The sequence below is a fragment of the Bradyrhizobium sp. SZCCHNR1093 genome, assembly GCF_032381175.1.
Taxonomy (GTDB): domain Bacteria; phylum Pseudomonadota; class Alphaproteobacteria; order Rhizobiales; family Xanthobacteraceae; genus Bradyrhizobium.
In genome coordinates, this window is record NZ_JAUHJJ010000010.1 from 140,007 (window position 1) to 152,592 (window position 12,586).

The 12,586-nt window shown below is 61.8% G+C and carries 17 protein-coding genes and 4 tRNA genes; 20 read left to right on the forward strand and 1 reads right to left on the reverse strand.

Translation table 11 applies throughout. The features are described 5' to 3' along the window. Positions 1–10: 10 nt before the first annotated feature. The 12 genes from QX070_RS26505 to QX070_RS26560 all read left to right on the forward strand — a co-directional run bounded on the left by QX070_RS26505 (position 11) and on the right by QX070_RS26560 (position 7,903). Positions 11–85, forward strand: a tRNA-Phe gene (locus QX070_RS26505). Beyond that, positions 86–160 (forward strand) — tRNA-Met (locus QX070_RS26510). 14 nt (positions 161–174) lie between these two features. Next, the gene (locus QX070_RS26515; protein WP_315740108.1) at positions 175–369 is read left to right on the forward strand and encodes a hypothetical protein; all 195 of its coding nucleotides are present in this window, start codon (positions 175–177) and stop codon (positions 367–369) included. Beyond that, positions 350–423 (forward strand) — tRNA-OTHER (locus QX070_RS26520). The genes QX070_RS26515 and QX070_RS26520 overlap by 20 nt, the downstream gene beginning before the upstream one ends. A gap of 15 nt (positions 424–438) precedes the next feature. After that, a complete protein-coding gene (locus tag QX070_RS26525; protein ID WP_315740109.1) occupies positions 439–2,808 on the forward strand; it encodes a tail fiber domain-containing protein in 2,370 nt (789 codons plus the stop codon). A gap of 5 nt (positions 2,809–2,813) precedes the next feature. Further along, positions 2,814–3,224: a hypothetical protein gene (locus QX070_RS26530; protein WP_315740110.1), complete on the forward strand. Its 411-nt coding sequence runs from the start codon at positions 2,814–2,816 to the stop codon at positions 3,222–3,224. Then, positions 3,221–3,550: a thioredoxin family protein gene (locus QX070_RS26535; RefSeq protein WP_315740111.1), complete on the forward strand. Its 330-nt coding sequence runs from the start codon at positions 3,221–3,223 to the stop codon at positions 3,548–3,550. The genes QX070_RS26530 and QX070_RS26535 overlap by 4 nt, the downstream gene beginning before the upstream one ends. Beyond that, positions 3,514–3,768 carry a hypothetical protein gene (locus QX070_RS26540; protein WP_315740112.1) on the forward strand — a complete coding sequence of 85 codons (255 nt, stop codon included), beginning with the start codon at positions 3,514–3,516 and terminating at the stop codon, positions 3,766–3,768. Before QX070_RS26535 ends, QX070_RS26540 begins: the two co-directional genes overlap by 37 nt. A gap of 15 nt (positions 3,769–3,783) precedes the next feature. After that, entirely contained in the window at positions 3,784–4,323 is a 540-nt protein-coding gene (locus QX070_RS26545; protein WP_315740113.1) for a hypothetical protein, read from the forward strand. A 242-nt stretch (positions 4,324–4,565) separates the two neighbouring features. Continuing rightward, on the forward strand, positions 4,566–4,787 hold the full coding sequence (locus tag QX070_RS26550) for a hypothetical protein (RefSeq protein WP_315740114.1): 222 nt from the start codon (positions 4,566–4,568) through the stop codon (positions 4,785–4,787). 12 nt (positions 4,788–4,799) lie between these two features. Continuing rightward, complete coding sequence (gene terL, locus QX070_RS26555; protein WP_315740115.1) at positions 4,800–6,266, forward strand: phage terminase large subunit; 1,467 nt, start codon at positions 4,800–4,802, stop codon at positions 6,264–6,266. 20 nt (positions 6,267–6,286) lie between these two features. Beyond that, positions 6,287–7,903, forward strand: coding sequence for a DUF4055 domain-containing protein (locus QX070_RS26560; RefSeq protein ID WP_315740116.1), 1,617 nt, complete (start codon positions 6,287–6,289; stop codon positions 7,901–7,903). A 70-nt stretch (positions 7,904–7,973) separates the two neighbouring features. Here QX070_RS26560 and QX070_RS26565 read toward each other — a convergent pair whose 3' ends face one another. Beyond that, positions 7,974–8,141 (reverse strand): hypothetical protein, encoded by a 168-nt coding sequence (locus QX070_RS26565; RefSeq protein ID WP_315740117.1) that lies wholly within the window; start codon positions 8,139–8,141, stop codon positions 7,974–7,976. Here QX070_RS26565 and QX070_RS26570 point away from each other — a divergent pair. The 8 genes from QX070_RS26570 (at position 8,141) to QX070_RS26605 (ending at position 12,586) form a co-directional block, all read left to right on the forward strand. Next, the gene (locus tag QX070_RS26570; protein WP_315740118.1) at positions 8,141–8,410 is read left to right on the forward strand and encodes a hypothetical protein; all 270 of its coding nucleotides are present in this window, start codon (positions 8,141–8,143) and stop codon (positions 8,408–8,410) included. The two genes, QX070_RS26565 and QX070_RS26570, sit on opposite strands and share 1 nt — an antisense overlap. A gap of 88 nt (positions 8,411–8,498) precedes the next feature. Beyond that, entirely contained in the window at positions 8,499–8,780 is a 282-nt protein-coding gene (locus QX070_RS26575) for a hypothetical protein (RefSeq protein ID WP_315740119.1), read from the forward strand. Positions 8,781–9,042: 262 nt separating this feature from the next. Further along, positions 9,043–9,118, forward strand: a tRNA-Asn gene (locus QX070_RS26580). Further along, complete coding sequence (locus tag QX070_RS26585) at positions 9,109–10,173, forward strand: hypothetical protein (RefSeq protein ID WP_315740120.1); 1,065 nt, start codon at positions 9,109–9,111, stop codon at positions 10,171–10,173. Before QX070_RS26580 ends, QX070_RS26585 begins: the two co-directional genes overlap by 10 nt. Before the next feature lie 105 nt (positions 10,174–10,278). Next, positions 10,279–11,259, forward strand: coding sequence for a major capsid protein (locus QX070_RS26590; RefSeq protein ID WP_315740121.1), 981 nt, complete (start codon positions 10,279–10,281; stop codon positions 11,257–11,259). A gap of 84 nt (positions 11,260–11,343) precedes the next feature. Beyond that, positions 11,344–11,640, forward strand: a complete 297-nt coding sequence (locus tag QX070_RS26595) for a hypothetical protein (RefSeq protein ID WP_315740122.1) — start codon at positions 11,344–11,346, stop codon at positions 11,638–11,640. Positions 11,641–11,657: 17 nt separating this feature from the next. Continuing rightward, complete coding sequence (locus tag QX070_RS26600; protein WP_315740123.1) at positions 11,658–12,098, forward strand: DUF1320 domain-containing protein; 441 nt, start codon at positions 11,658–11,660, stop codon at positions 12,096–12,098. After that, on the forward strand, positions 12,098–12,586 hold the full coding sequence (locus QX070_RS26605) for a phage virion morphogenesis protein (RefSeq protein ID WP_315740124.1): 489 nt from the start codon (positions 12,098–12,100) through the stop codon (positions 12,584–12,586). The genes QX070_RS26600 and QX070_RS26605 overlap by 1 nt, the downstream gene beginning before the upstream one ends.

The following is a 12,586-nucleotide window of genomic DNA, read 5'->3' on the forward strand; positions in this document are numbered from 1 at the left end:
GCCCATTTTCGTCAGGATAGCTCAGACGGAAGAGGTTCCGGTTGAAACCCGGAGCGCGGTGGTTCGATCCCATCTCCTGACACCAGCCTGGGTAGCTCAGCGGTAGAGCAGCGGGGTCATAATCCGCTTGTCGCAAGTTCGATCCTTGCCCCCGGCACCAATCACGGTATCGCCATGACCTGCGTCGCAGCACTCGCCAACACCGATGGTTCGATCAGCGCTGAACGGAATCCGGAGACCGGCGTCGTTCGTCTGACCGTGCGCGGCAAATCAGACACCTCAATCAACCTAACTGTTGCCGAGCGGCACGATTTCATCTGGCAGGCCTCACCACACAACAAGCGATCGTATCAGGGTCCTCCGGCGTAGGCAGCCGGTCTCCAAAACTGCGCTGCGAGAGTTCGAGTCTCTCCCCTGGTGCCAACAAACAGAAGAACAATGAGCACGTTGCGTTATCGGGTGCGGGCACCTAGTGGCATCTACATTGGCACGGACTTCTGCCCAGCAAACTCCATTGTCAAGCTGACGGCGAAGGGCGCGAAGTACTTCCTCCTCAACCGGCAGATCGCTCTCGCATCTGAGCAAGCGCCGAACGGTCCGCCATCAGGGCCGAATGAGGATGACGTCTCTATTGACATCCTCGTCAACAACCAGATCAGGACCGTCTCGCTCACCCAGCTCAGGGACATGTTCCCGAGCATCAAGGGCCCTCCCGGTCCAGCAGGCCAACCTGGTCCCAAGGGCGACAAGGGCGATCCCGGCCGTGGCTTTTCGCTGAAGGGCGAAGTCGGTGCCTACGAGGATCTTCCGACCAATGCCCCAGACGGTGACGCCTATGTCGTTTCTGCGACGGGCACAGGATGGGTTTGGAGGCAGGGCATCTGGATCGGCATCGGGCCTTTCCGCGGCCCTCAGGGCTTCAAAGGTGACATCGGTCCGAAAGGCCCCAAGGGCGACAAAGGCGATGACGGCGACAAAGGAGATGATGGCCCCATCGGTCCTCAGGGACCGAAGGGCGACAAAGGCGCCACCGGAGATCAAGGTCTCCAAGGTATCCAGGGCATCAGGGGTCCGAAGGGTGATACCGGCGACCAAGGCCTGCAGGGCATCCAGGGACCAAAGGGCGACAAGGGCGATGTCGGCCCGCAAGGTCCGAAGGGAGATCAGGGGCTTCCTGGTCTCGGCGACATGCTGTCGATCAACAATCTGTCGGATGTCGCGAGTGCTTCGACGGGGCTGCACAATCTCGGTGGCGCCCCGCTGAACTCGCCGGAATTCGCCGGAACTCCAACCGCGCCGACACCGGTCACCGGGGATAACAGCACCAAGATTGCTACCACGGCTTACGTGAGCGCCAATCTGGCGAGCTACGTGTCTTCCACCGCGCTGACGACTACGTTGGCCGCGTACGTCACCTCGTCAACGTTAACTTCGACCCTGGGAGCTTATGCGCCGCTTGCGTCTCCGGCCTTTGCGGGCACTCCGACCGCACCGACACCAGCAGCCGGCGACAACTCCGCCAAGATCGCGACGACCGCCTATGTTGACGCGAAGATCGGCACCGCGACGCCTCTCGCGCCCAGCGGCTCAGGAACGGTCGGCTCGAGCGCGAGGTGGGCACACGAGGATCATGTCCATCCTGTCGATACGACGCGGGCTCCGCTGAACTCGCCAGCCTTCACGGGCACCCCGACTGCTCCGACGCCCGCCGCAAGCGACAACAGTACGGCGATTGCAACGACGGCCTACGTCACGAACGCGGTGGCGCCACTCATCGGCTCTGTGAACTATCAGGGGACCTGGAACGCCTCTACGAACACGCCGGCTCTTGCCTCTGGCACCGGCAGGAAGGGCACCCTCTACAAGGTCTCTGTCGCCGGCACGACTGCGATCGACGGCATCTCGCAGTGGAACCAGGGCGACTGCATCGTCTTCAACGGTACCACCTGGGACAAGATCGACGGACTTGCGACGGAAGTGACCAGCGTTGCCGGTCGCGTCGGTGCGGTGACGCTGTCCTACAGCGACATCTCCGGCCTTGGTGGCGCGGCGACAAGGAACGTCGGCACTGCCTCGGGCACTGTCGCTGCGGGCGACGACTCTCGCTTCACCAATGGTACCTTCACGACGCTGACTGTCAGCGGCAATGGTGTCTGGCACGCCGGGAACTTCAACCCGGCGAGCTATGTGCCGCTCAACGGCTCAGTCCAGTTGACGGGATCGCTGACCGGCGCTTCGGCCAGCATGGCCATGTCGCAAGATGGCGGCGCAACGAGGGGCAGCTTCGTTTGTCGCGCCCCCAGCAGCGGCGACAGCAATCTCGCCGGCATGACCTTCTGGAACGATTCGTACGCGCTGAAGCTCGGCATCCGAGCTGACGGATATTTCGGGTTCGGTGGCTGGTCTCGTGCACCGTGGTCCTTCTATTCGGACCCGTCAGGCAACGTCACTGCAGGCGGCAACATCACCGCCTATTCGGATCCTGCCCTGAAGGACGACATTGTCAGGATCGCAGATGCACTCGACATCATCGGGCGGCTCGACGGCGTGCGCTTCACCTGGAACGGTAAGACGAAGCTGATTGGAAGGTCGGGCGAACGTGACATCGGGGTCTTGGCCGACCAGGTCGAGGCCGTCCTGCCCGAACTCGTCAATCTCTCGATTCCAGACGACGGTAACGACGGAAAACGCTGGCGCACCGTCGCCTACGACAAGCTCGTTCCCGTGCTCATCGAAGGTATCAAGGCGCAGCAGACGGAGATCGAGGCTCTGTTGAGCTGGGCGCGCTCGAACGGCTTTAACGGATAACGATCATGTGGGCTTTACTCTCTCTCATCCCGGGTCTGGCCAACGGCCTCCTGACCTGGCTCAACAAGAAGACCGACGCTGACCTTGAAAAATACAAGGCGGCGGTCGGCGCTGACACGACCATCGGCGTCGAGGACATCAGATCGAAGATCGAAATCGCCAGGATGGTGAACCAGCAGCGGTCCGCAGACCGTGAACACTGGTTCACGGCCTGGATGGTGCCGGTGGCGTTCGGCATCTTCCTATCGCACGCCGCGGCTGTCGTCTTCGACTCCATGCCGCTGCTCGGCCATGAAATCGGCAGCTGGCATGTCGCATCGTTGCCCGGCATGTACGCTAACATGCAGAACAACATCATCCTGACCGTCTGCGGTATCGGCGGCGTGTCGGCCTTCAAGAAGATCTTCAGTCGATGAAATCCATCACGGACACCACCACACTCGAAACGATCCACGGGGCCAAGCGTCCCATTGTCGTCAAGTTCGAGGCTCGCTGGTGCAACCCCTGCAAGGCTATGAAGCCGCTGTTGGATGATATCGAGAAGCAGCTCTACGGGAAGGTGGACTTCTATGTCGCGGACGTCGAGCAGTGCATGAATGCAGCTCAGCTCTACCGCGTGAACCAGATCCCAGCTCTCGTCGCAATCGACAAAGGCGTCGTGACTGCAACACGCATCGGAGCCGGCTCCAAGGCTGAGATTTTGCAATGGATCAAGACGGCGATTCCCGGGGCCAAGGAATAGGCTCCACGATCGACTTCGACTCCATGTCGATCGTCTACGACGGCGGTTTCGCCGTTCCGATCATCGCCATGTTCGATCGCTTCGACGAAGAGACCGACGATCACAACGAGGCAGAATACATCCTGGTCGAATGGCCTGGTGAAGGCCTGGTGACTGCGATCTCGATCGAAGACATCAAGAGCGATGGCCGAGTGCAGGTCGAAGACAGGCCCCACTGAACAAGAAGAAGAACAATGACCGACCTGCCCAAGCGTCGCCGCGGCCGGCCGACGAAAGAGGAGGCGGCTGCTCGCGAAGCCGCAGCCAAAGCCGCCGCCGAGAAGGACGCCAAAGAGACCGAGTTTCTCGATGAGCTTCTCGCCCGCCCGATCGGCCGTCGCAAGACGAAACTTCAACCTGACGAGGACACGCTACGTGCTCTGGCCGAGATTGCCCGCCTTTTCGGCACACAAGACGAGGCTGCCGCAATCCTCGGCGTAAGCCCTCGCACCCTGACCAACTTCTTCAACGTCTATCCTGAGGCGCGTGAGGTTTGGGATGACGGGCTGCAGCACGCCAAGGTCTCCCTGAGACGTAAGCAGATGGCACTGGCCGACAAGAACGCGCCAGCCTCCATCTTCCTTGGCAAGAACTACCTCGGCCAGAAGGACGAGAACCACACCAACCTCAATGTCCGCAAGGAGGCCTCCGAGATGTCGGAGGATGAGCTGCTCGAACTCGCGAGCCGCGCGAAGAAGCCGAAGGCTGAGGAGAAGCCAGAGAGCGTTCATTGATGGGAAGCCGGCGTCCACTTGAAGAAGATGTGCGCCGGTAACGCATCGCCGCGCTCATGCGGCAGCCGCCGATGGTGGTGGCCGCGCCTCATGTCAAGCCGGAGCCCATGCGGGCAGAACCGGCGTCAATACCCGAGCCTGTGGCCCCTGTCGCCACGGCATTCCCAGCGTAAGACGCACGGCGTCGCTCTGGTCGGTGCTCGATGCATCGGCCGGAGTACAAACTCGAGAAAATCAAGAAGATGTCCGCGCTCAGCACACTGCACCAGAAGGTGAATCTGGAAGACGCCCGTCTCATCACCGTGTCGGACCTGGTCCAGGAAACCGATGGAAACTGGCTCCGCACCATCCGTTTCTACGGCGACCCGATCACCAACGGCGCCCCTACCGTGATGTTTGAAGTCCAGTCGCGCTCCGCCAATAAAGACGATCTCACGATCCAGGCGCCGGGCTTCAAGTTCTAAAAGGCCATCATCGTGAATTTGGTCACCGATGTCTCCCCCGAGGAGGCAGCGGCCGAGATCCTGCGTCGTAGGAGGGGCCGCGAGCACCTCATCGATTTCACCACCTACACACTCCCGAAATACTACGCTGATCCGTTCCACTACAAGATCGCAGAGGCCCTTGAGCGTGTCGAACGCGGCGAGTGCAAACGGCTGATGATCTTCGCGCCGCCGCGGCACGGAAAGTCAGAGCTGTCGACCAGGCGCTTCCCCGCCTGGTTCATGGCACGGAATCCGTCGAAGAACATCATCTCGGCATCCTACAACGGCGACTTCGCCACCGGCTTCGGCCGAAACGTCCGAGACATCATCAAGGGCAAGGAGTTCGAGCGACTCTTCCCGCACATCAAGATCAGGCCCGACATCCGCGCTGCCGATGAATGGCAGCTCACGGACGAGTCCGGCGGCGGCCAATATTACGCGGTTGGCGTCGGCACCGGCACCACCGGTAAGGGTGCCCATCTCTTCCTGATCGACGACCCGATCAAGGACCGCAAAGAGGTCAAGTCGGCAACGTTCCGCGACGACCAGTGGGACTGGTACCGCGACGTCGTCTACACCCGTCTCGAAGAAGACGCGCCCATCATTCTGACTTTGACCCGCTGGCACTACGACGACATCGCCGGCCGCATCATTGAGGCCATGGAAGATGGCAAGGGCCTCCCCTGGGAGATCTTGTATCTGCCGGCGCTGCCATGGGTGAAGAAAACACCCGACGGTGAGCTGATCCTCAACGAGGATGGCACTGTCCCGGGCGACGCGCTCGGACGTAAGCCGAACGAGCCGCTGGCTCCGCACCGCTTCTCCTACGCGGCTCTGCAGGATCGCCTCGACGTTCTCGGCGAGCGCTCGTTCTCTGCCCTGTACCAGCAGCAGCCGATGTCTGACGACGGTGGCATGTTCCGCGCTGACTGGTTCGCTCCGGTCGCCGTTGCTGAGCTTCCCCCGCGCCGGGCAAAGGTCCGCGCATGGGATTTGGCGGCATCTTCTGACGGCGACTACACGGTTGGCGTCCTGATGTCGAAGGACTCCAACGGGGTCTTCTACATCGAGCATGTCATCCGCTTCCGTGGATCGCCGCTCGAAGTCGAGAAGAAGATCCAGGAGACCGCCAAGAACGACGGTCGCTCGGTCCAGATCTTTCTCCCGCAAGACCCAGGCCAGGCCGGCAAGAGCCAGGTCCAGGGCTTCATTCGCCGGCTCGCCGGCTACATCGTTAAGACTGCCCGCCCCACAGGATCGAAGGAAGTCCGTGCTGCCGCATTCGCTGCGCAGGCGGAAGCCGGCAACGTCAAGATGGTCCCAGGCTCCTGGAACACCGTCTTCACGGACGAGCTGGAGACCTTCCCACTCGGCACCTACGACGACCAGGTCGATGCTGCTGCCGACGCATTCAACTCACTCCTCGGTCCGAAGAGAGCGGCGGTCCTTGACTGGTAACGTCAGGACATCTCACCACCATGGCAACCGCCATCCAACAGATCAAGTATACGCCGTCTCCCAAGGACGGTAACCCTGGACTGCTGTCGTCAGCCGCGACGACCATGCAGCAGCGCACGAGGATGCTCCGCGCCGTCTATGGCGGAACCGAGACCATGCGCGCCCAAGGGGCGACATTCCTACCTCAGTACGAGAAGGAATCCGACAGCCGCTATGCGTCGCGCTTGGCATCCACGTTCGCTCTCAACAAGCTGCGCGAGGCGGTGGATGCTGCATCAGCCAAGCCCTTCCGCACCTTGCTGAAGGTGATCCACAGCGATCCGAACCTCGATCTGTGGGTTCAGGACATCGACCTGATCGGCACACACCTGCACGTCTTCGCCCACCAGTTCTTCAATAATGCCATGCTGGACGGCATGTGCCATATTCTGGTGGACCATCCCGACACCTACAACATGAAGAGCCTGGCGGACCAGAAGGCCTCCGGCGCACGGCCATTCATGAAGATGTACAAGGTCGACGACGTGGCCGCGGCCTACGATGCGTATGTCGGCGGCGACACCAAGACCGTCCACGTCCGCATCCGAGGCCAGCGCGCCGATCGCGATGGCTTCAAGGAGGTGCTCTACAACCAGATGCGGGTCATTGAGATCGACCCGACGTCGAATGGCAAGGGCATCGTGCAGCTCTGGGAACAGCTCGCCACCTCTGGCGGCTCGAACTGGACATTCGTCGAAGAGACCCCGCTCACCAATATGACGGAGGTGCCGTTCGTCACCCTTTATGCCGGAGAGAAGGAAGCAGACTACCAGGTGCGGCCGGTCTTCATCGACCTCGCCTACAAGCAGATCGAGCACTGGATCTCCAGCTCGGATCAGCGGTCGATCCTGTCGGCCGCCCGCTTCCCGATGCTGGCCTGTTCCGGCGTCCAGATCGACCCGGAAGACGAGGCGCAGTTCGCCATCGGACCCTACAAGGTGCTGTACGCACCCGAGGCCAACGGCCGCTGGTACTACGTCGAGCCCCGCGGCACCGCGATCGACTCAGGAATGAAGGATCTGGAGAAGCTCGAAATGCAGATGGACATGATGGCGCTGAACCCGGTCACGGGCACGCACCGTCAGTACGTCCCGCAGAACGAGCGTGACATCCAGGAGACCAGAGTCCACTCAGTTGTCCACGACATGGCGATCAACTGTCAGGATGCGTTAGAGCGCGCAATCCGCATGATGGGCAACTGGACCGGCGCCGACTACTCCAACGTCAACGTGGTCCTGAACACCGAGTTCTCGAACACAGCCGACCGCCTGGCTGAGGTCGCCCAGCTCGTCACTCTGTGGTCTCAGCGCGGCCTGTCGCGCGAAGTGCTGCTGCAGGAGATCAGGGATCGCAACCTGCTCGGCGACGAGTTCGACCTAAAGGCGGAACTTGCTTTGTGGCAGGCTGTTGACGAGAACATGCAGGCGGCCGGCGAGAACATGCTGCCGGGTCGGTGGACCCAGGCAGATCCGGCGAAGGCAGGCAACGGCACCGCGGCGCCAGCCGGAGGCAATGCCTCCACACCACCCGCGGGTAACCAAACTCAGCCGAAGCCGAACTTCCCGAATGGTTCGACGCGCCCGACGCCGCAGTTCTAATTGACTTGCATTCGTGCAAGTTGTAGGCGGTTCAGCCCATGACCGAGAAGCTTTCATTCAAATGCGAAGGCTACGTGTGCGAGCCCTGCACCAACAGGCAGGGCACGCCCGTGCGCGAGCTGGTGCGGATGATCCCTCGCTCGGTCGTGGCCTTCGGCAAGCTGATCGGTGACGAATACTGGTGCTGCCCGATCTGCTTCGAGCCGAAGTTCACGGTCAAGGGGAGGAAGCCGGTCAATGGAACCAGTCAAGCTGAAGTGGTGGGAGAAGCTTCTGGGGTTGCCCGAGGAAGGCGTTCAGCCGCGACGCGCGGCACCGGCCCCCGTCTCGTCGCCACCTCCGGCCCCAGCTCCGACGCCCGAGCAGCTCGCGCTGGAGCGGCTGGTTCGGGAGCAGGAGAAGACCAACTTCTGGCTCATGATGCAGCCGGTCCTGATGCACCCGTTTAAGGCGCTGATGGGGATTTTCATCCTCTACATCATCATCCACGTCTGGATCTATGGCTGAGTTCCACGATTTGCATTTCTGTTTGCAGAACACTTGACAAAGGGCGTATATTGTGGTTCAAGTCAGGTGAAATGCAGATAGTGTGCAAATGAACCTGTTTCACCGCAAGATCTTGGTCCAAGCGTTCAAACTGCCCCTCTGGGGGCAGGCTGCCGAGGAGGTCGCGCCGCAATGGCTCGTCAGCCGTCTGCAGAGTGGTGAGCTGAAGGTCAACTCCCTCGGGGGTCTGACCATGTCGTCGGCGTGGGGCGTGCAATCCTGTGCCGCTGGCGACGTCGTCCTCCTGACCGAGGATGACACCATCCAGTTCGCCAAACCGGAGGAGTTCGACAAGCTCGAACCCGTCAAGGAGCTGCAGATCGCAGCGTAATCCGACGCTCTCTCCATAGAGCATCCAGAAGCCGCTCGGGACCTCCCTGGCGGCTTTTCTGCATCGGTCACTCACTCACACTTGCCCGCCCGGTTCGCGCCTGGCGGGCATTTTTTTGGCCCGGCGGGCCACCTCTTTCGGTTCCGCGCTCCCTTGAATGGTCGAGCGCGGCTTCAGCGGTCTCAGCTCGCATCCCGCACAAGACGAGCAGAGATATCCAAGAGCGTGCCGCACGCCCGCGCCGCCGCTGAACATTTTCCGTTGGCATGTAGCTCAGACGGTAGAGCGCCTCGCTGTTAACGAGGAGGTCGCAGGTTCGAGACCTGCCGTGCCAGCCATCCAATTCGCCAGCAATGACCAACCGAGCGCCGGGACGGCCTCGGAACGATCGCTGCTGGCATCTCCGATTCCCCGGATCCTCGGGGATATCACCGACCCTCAGGCGGGATGCTTGAGCGGTCTTTTATCACGAGGGGCGGGATGCCCCGCATTTCCAGGGATTGGAATGCTCAAAGCAGTAGTCACCGATATCAACACCGTCGATGAAGCCCATCGCGCCTTTTACGTCGAGAAGAACGGGAAGTTTTTCCTCAACGTCACGCCGGCCGAAGGCTACGAACTCGACGACGTCAAGGGCCTGAAGACGGCTCTCGGAGCGGAGCGCAACAACGTTGCAGTCCTCAAAGAGCAGCTGAAGCCCTACGAAGGCCTCGATGCCGGCGCGGCTCGTACCGCGATCGAGCGTGTCTCCGCCTTCGGAGAGATCACCCCTGACGCAGCCAGGACGGCTGTTGAAACCGCAGAACGACTGTCGAAGCTCGATCCCGCGAAAGAGGCGGATCGGATCGCAGGCGAGAAGTTCGAGACCCTGAAGGGTCAGCTCACCGCGCAGTGGACTCTGCGCGAGACCGAGCTGAGCACCCAGGTCAAGAACGCCAACGCTACGGTCGAGAGCCTCACGGGGCAACTGCAGACGATCATGGCCGACAGCCAGATCAAGTCTGAAGTCGCAAAAGCAAACCCACTGGACGACGCGCGGGATGCCGTCGAACTGCTGGTGTCCAAGTTCGTCAAGACGTCCATGAAGGACGGTCAGGTCTCCGTCCAGGTGCTCGACACCAACGGCAACCCCCGCATCAAGGACGTGAATGGCACCCCCTTCACTGTCGCCGATCTCGTCGCCGAGATCCGCGAGAGCCGCGCCTCGCTCTTCAAGCCGGAAGAGAAGCGCGGTCTGGGAACGCAACCCGGCACCCACGGCAATCCTCCGGCAGGTGGTGGTCAGACCAACCCCTGGATGAAGGACACCTGGAACATGACGCAGCAGATGCTGCTGTCGAACCAAAAACCCGAACTGGCCAAGCAGCTGAAAGCAGCGGCCGGCGTGAAGTAACCCTTCTCGCCCATCCGAACAATTGCATGCGCCCGGATTCTGTCCGGGCGTTTGCTTGAATGCAAGCAGCCGCAAACGCCGTCTCAACAAAAGCAAGAGTGAGAAATGACTGAGACTCGTCTCGCGGACATGATCGTCCCGACCGAATTCAACAACTACGTGCAGGTGCTCTCGACGCAGAAGTCGGCCCTGTTCCAGTCGGGCATCATCACCGACCTGACCAGCGTCATCGACGCGGAGATCAGCGGCAAGACCGTCAACATGCCGTTCTTCAACGATCTGGACGCCGCGGACGCCGAGCAGGTGCTCGACGACAACAGCGACCTGACCGTCAGCAAGACCTCGACCGGCCAGGACGTGGCCGTGAAGCTGCTGCGCGGCAAGGCGTTCGGTGCGTCCGACCTGTCGTCCGACCTGTCCGGCGCCGACCCGATCCAGCTGATCGCCAACCGGTTCGCCGAGTGGTGGAATCGCCGCATGCAGACCGCTCTGCTCGCGACCCTGGCGGGCGCAATGGGCTCGGCCGGCATGGCAGCCAACGTCAACGACATCTCCGGCCTGACCGGCGGTGCCGAGAACTTCGACGCCGACTCGTTCATCGACGCCGCGTTCTTGCTCGGTGACGAGCAGGGCGGCCTGAACGCCGTCGCCGTCCACTCGCTGACCCTGAAGGCGATGGTCAAGGCCGACCTCATCGAGTTCATGCCGGACTCCGAGGGCAAGCTGACGATCCCGACCTACATGGGGAAGACCGTCATCGTGGACGACAGCATGCCGGTGACTGGCTCCGGCGCGAACCGCGTGTTCACCACCTACATCTTTGGCCCCGGCGCGATCGGCTACGGCGAGAAGTCGCCGAAGACCCCGGTCGAGGTCGAGCGCCAGGCTCTGAAGGGCATGGGCCAGGAGTACATCGTGCAGCGCCGCCAGTGGGTCATGCATCCCCGCGGCATCAAGTGGCTCGGCGCCAACCAGGTCGGCGTCACCCCCGCGAACTCCGAGCTGGCCGACGTCGCCAACTGGCAGCGCGTCTACGATCCGAAGGTCATCCGGATCGTCGCGTTCAAGCACAAGCTGGGCTCCTAATCGTCTGACCTCAGACGGTAGGAACTGAAATCGACCCTCCTCGGTGAAAGCCGGGGAGGGCTTTTTCGCTATTTGGAGACATCCATGATTGGAACGACTGGCTTCCGAGCCCGTGAGGCGGCTGCGAACATTCGTCTGCGCAAGCAGCGGATCGTATCGCCCGAGGTGCGCGCCGCGCGCTTCGCCAACCTCCACGGCAATGCGTCGGCCGACGACGCTGCAGCCGATGCTGCTGCAAAGGCCGCTGCCGAAGCCGCCGCCAAGGAAGCTGCTGAGAAGGCTGCTGCTGAAGCTGCTGCCAAGGAAGCCGCTGAGAAGGAAGCTGCCGACAAGGCTGCTGCCGAAGCCGCTGCTGCGGCCACCAAGACCAAGAAGAAGTAACCTGACAGAGGTTCATAATGGGCTACGCGACCAAGGATGACATCGACGATCTCTATGGGACCGATCTCCTCGTTCGCATAGCCGATTATGACCGTGACGGCATACCAGACCCGCTGGTTGTCCAGCGTGGACTCGACGGCGCCGACGAGATCTGCGACGCCTATCTGTCGTCGCAATACACGGTCCCGGTTGTCCCGACGCCGGGCATCGTCAAGAACTGCGCCATCGACATCGCGGTCTACAAGATCGCACTCGGCCGGACTGGCCGGACCGATGAGATGCGCGTGCGTTACGAGGACGCGCTTTCAATCCTCGAGAAGATTTCCTCCGGCAAGGTCGGCCTCGGCCTGCCGCCGGTCACCACGACTGGCACCGATGCCAATGGCAACCCGGTGACCACGACCACGAACCCGAACGTCACACGAGGTGGCCGGTCGTTCGACTGCGGGAGGGCCTGATGGGCGCTTTTGCGGTCGATCTGAATGCCGAAGACCTCGCCCGCCTCAATGCCCGCCTCACCAAGCTGCTACAGGACGCCGAGCACCTCCATCCGGTGATGGAGCAGGCTGCCGAGTACATGCAGCGTGCCACCATCAACCGCATCCTTCGCACCAAGCGCTCGCCAGAGGGTGAGCTGTGGGCTGCGCTGTCCGACGTGACCATCGCGCTGAAGGGGCATGACAGGCCGCTGTTCGAAAGCGGCGAGCTGTCCCGCAGCATCGAGGTCACTGACGTGAACGACCACGGCTTCGAGCTGACGGCGGATACCGAATACGCATCGCTCATGCAGGAGGGCTTCAACCATGCCGGCCGAAAGGCGCGGCGTGGCGGCAAGCGCTACAGCAAGGCCGACAAGGTGCCGGCGCGTCCGTTCATGGGCTTCTCGGAAGAGAACGTCAAACGCATCTCGAAAATGCTCCGCGACCATATCGCGCACGGAGGTTGA

Coding starts and splice junctions, on each gene's coding strand:
- QX070_RS26515 (WP_315740108.1), top strand. CDS start 175: ATGACCTGCGTCGCAGCACTCGCCAACACCGATGGTTCGATCAGCGCT.
- QX070_RS26525 (WP_315740109.1), top strand. CDS start 439: ATGAGCACGTTGCGTTATCGGGTGCGGGCACCTAGTGGCATCTACATT.
- QX070_RS26530 (WP_315740110.1), top strand. CDS start 2,814: ATGTGGGCTTTACTCTCTCTCATCCCGGGTCTGGCCAACGGCCTCCTG.
- QX070_RS26535 (WP_315740111.1), top strand. CDS start 3,221: ATGAAATCCATCACGGACACCACCACACTCGAAACGATCCACGGGGCC.
- QX070_RS26540 (WP_315740112.1), top strand. CDS start 3,514: ATGGATCAAGACGGCGATTCCCGGGGCCAAGGAATAGGCTCCACGATC.
- QX070_RS26545 (WP_315740113.1), top strand. CDS start 3,784: ATGACCGACCTGCCCAAGCGTCGCCGCGGCCGGCCGACGAAAGAGGAG.
- QX070_RS26550 (WP_315740114.1), top strand. CDS start 4,566: ATGTCCGCGCTCAGCACACTGCACCAGAAGGTGAATCTGGAAGACGCC.
- QX070_RS26560 (WP_315740116.1), top strand. CDS start 6,287: ATGGCAACCGCCATCCAACAGATCAAGTATACGCCGTCTCCCAAGGAC.
- QX070_RS26570 (WP_315740118.1), top strand. CDS start 8,141: ATGGAACCAGTCAAGCTGAAGTGGTGGGAGAAGCTTCTGGGGTTGCCC.
- QX070_RS26575 (WP_315740119.1), top strand. CDS start 8,499: ATGAACCTGTTTCACCGCAAGATCTTGGTCCAAGCGTTCAAACTGCCC.
- QX070_RS26590 (WP_315740121.1), top strand. CDS start 10,279: ATGACTGAGACTCGTCTCGCGGACATGATCGTCCCGACCGAATTCAAC.
- QX070_RS26595 (WP_315740122.1), top strand. CDS start 11,344: ATGATTGGAACGACTGGCTTCCGAGCCCGTGAGGCGGCTGCGAACATT.
- QX070_RS26600 (WP_315740123.1), top strand. CDS start 11,658: ATGGGCTACGCGACCAAGGATGACATCGACGATCTCTATGGGACCGAT.
- QX070_RS26605 (WP_315740124.1), top strand. CDS start 12,098: ATGGGCGCTTTTGCGGTCGATCTGAATGCCGAAGACCTCGCCCGCCTC.